The organism is Mesorhizobium sp. M7A.F.Ca.CA.002.04.1.1, from assembly GCF_004022805.1.
GTDB classification, from domain to species: Bacteria; Pseudomonadota; Alphaproteobacteria; order Rhizobiales; family Rhizobiaceae; genus Mesorhizobium; species Mesorhizobium ciceri.
In genome coordinates, this window is sequence record NZ_RZPL01000822.1 from 1 (window position 1) to 2,368 (window position 2,368).

At 61.9% G+C, this 2,368-nt stretch carries 3 protein-coding genes; 2 read left to right on the forward strand and 1 reads right to left on the reverse strand.

Features of this window, described 5'->3' with window-relative positions:
• Positions 1 to 746, reverse strand: a 746-nt coding sequence (locus ENZ75_RS28990; RefSeq protein ID WP_164888080.1) for a MipA/OmpV family protein, incomplete at its 3' end; no start/stop codon positions are given.
• 249 nt (positions 747 to 995) lie between these two features.
• Between ENZ75_RS28990 and radC the strand changes: the two genes are divergently transcribed.
• Positions 996 to 1,757, forward strand: a complete 762-nt coding sequence (gene radC / locus ENZ75_RS28995) for a DNA repair protein RadC (protein WP_013532006.1) — start codon at positions 996 to 998, stop codon at positions 1,755 to 1,757.
• Between the two features lie 110 nt (positions 1,758 to 1,867).
• Positions 1,868 to 2,368 (forward strand): glutamine amidotransferase (locus ENZ75_RS29000; protein WP_245481277.1); only part of this gene is annotated, 501 nt, incomplete at its 3' end.

The window sequence follows — 2,368 nt, forward strand, 5'->3', positions numbered from 1 at the left end:
ATCCAGTTCTCGTCGAGCATATATGTGGCGGAAATCGAAAAATCGGCGCGCTTCAAACCGGCGCCGGCATCATAGCGCGCCAGCCCCGAGCGAGCCGATTGCTCGGGCGTGACACCAAAATAGGCCTGCATGTAATTTTCGTCGGCGAACACGGCGGACGCGCTGGCGCCGATCATCAACGATTGAGACAGAGGCCGGGTCACCTCGATCCCCACCCTGCCCTCCAGGCCATCGCTGCCGCCGATGGTCTTGTCCAGCTGCGCGAATATTTCGGCCGGACCGAACTTCGCCGCTGCCTTCACGCCGACCGTCGCGCCCATGTCGACATCCCCCAAGCCGCGCAGATGGTCGGAGTCGTCTTCCTTGCGGCCCATCTCATAGCCAAGCCGCGCGCTGAAGGCGAACGGTCCTTGTTCATAAACGGCGATGTTGGCACCAGTCGGATCGATCGTCACCGTGTCGAGGAATGTCGCCGTGACGAAAGGCACCGGCATGATCTTGAACTCATTGCTGCCCTCGTATTTGGGGACGATGATGGCGCCGCCGCCGAGCACGACGTGCCAGTCGGACAGTTTCTGTTCGAAGCGCCCGAAACGGGAAGGCTCGGGCGGCAGGGTAAAATCATCGGAATTCACCGCAATGGCGTCTGCCGCCAGCGCGCCGTCCGAATGGGCTGAAAGCAGGATTGCCATGACCGCAAGAGATGCCCGGCCGGCAAATAGTCCAGAGTCAATTTTGGCGAACATGCGTGCTCCAGTATAGCGAGGCAAAGAGCCTCCGATGGCGTCACCATGTCAGGTGAAAGTGGCCGCATGCGTTAAGTGATGTTAAGTTTTGTTGCGCAATCGTGGTTTCATCTTGCCGTATAGGGAGGCCCTAGGCTGACAGTGGGCTGCCACGATCTGCCGTGGATCGTCTCGCGATCGGAGAACGGAACTGTTTCAATCCAGGCCAGAACAGCTCTAATGTCTGTGCCGGAGCAATGTGGGCGGGGTATGGGGAACACAAGCGACGATGACGAGCGGAGTTTCTTCTCCGAAGCGCCGATGCGGCCTGCTGCGAAAGCCAAGGCGACGCTCGACGAAAAGCCGCATTACCTCGGCCATCGCGACCGCTTGCGCGAGCGCTTTGCCCTGGCGGGTCCGGACGCCCTGCCCGATTACGAACTTCTGGAACTTCTGCTCTTTCGCCTGATCCCTCGTGCCGACACCAAACCGGCGGCCAAGGCGCTGCTGGCACGCTTCGGCACGCTGGCCGAAGTGCTTGGCGCCCCGGTGGGCCTGCTGCAGGAGGTCAAGGGCATCGGCCCTGCGGTGGCACTCGACCTGAAAATCCTCGCCGCAACGGCGCAGCGCATGGCACGCGGCGAGGTCCACGGCCGCGAGATCCTCTCGTCCTGGCAGCAGCTCCTCGACTATTGCCGCTCAGCAATGGCCTTCGAGGCGCGCGAGCAGTTCCGCATCCTGTTCCTCGACAAGAAGAACGCGCTGATCGCCGACGAGGTGCAGCAGACGGGTACTGTCGACCACACGCCTGTCTACCCGCGAGAAGTGATCAAGCGGGCGCTCGAACTCTCGGCGACTGCCATTATCCTGGTCCACAATCACCCGTCAGGCGACCCGACGCCATCGCGCGCCGACATCGAGATGACGAAGGAGATCATCGACGCGGGCAAGCGGCTGGGCATCGCGGTGCACGACCACATCATCATCGGGCGGAAGGGATATGCCAGCATGAAGGGCCTGCTGCTGATCTGAGGTGGCAGGGCCGGCGCCAACGCCGATCGACCCCGACCACACGATCCCAGAGATCGGGGCGGGCGAAACCGGCTAGAACAAGCGACTGGCGGAATCAGGAGAGCACGATCATGGCGAAGACAAAAGTCCTTCTTGTCGGCGAAAGCTGGGTGAGTTCGGCGACCCACTACAAGGGGTTCGACCAGTTCGGCAGCGTCACCTTCCATCTCGGGGCAACGCCCCTGGTCGACGCCTTGAAGGACAGCGAATTCGATCTCGACTACATGCCCGCTCATGAGGCCGTCGAGAAGCTGCCTTTCACCATGGAAGGGCTGTCGCAATACAGGACGATCATCCTGTCCGACATTGGCGCAAACTCGCTGCTGCTTCATCCCGATGTCTGGCTGCACGGCAAGACAGTGCCGAACCGGCTCAAGCTCCTGCGCGACTGGACGCTGGCCGGCGGCGGCCTGATCATGATCGGCGGTTACTTCAGCTTCCAAGGCATTGACGGCAAGGCGCGCTGGCATCGCACGGCGGTCGAGGAGGCGCTGCCGGTGACCTGCCTTCCCAATGATGACCGCCTCGAAATTCCGGAGGGCTTTCGTCCCGAGATCACTGGCTCAAGAGAC

Coding starts and splice junctions, on each gene's coding strand:
- radC (WP_013532006.1), top strand. CDS start 996: ATGGGGAACACAAGCGACGATGACGAGCGGAGTTTCTTCTCCGAAGCG.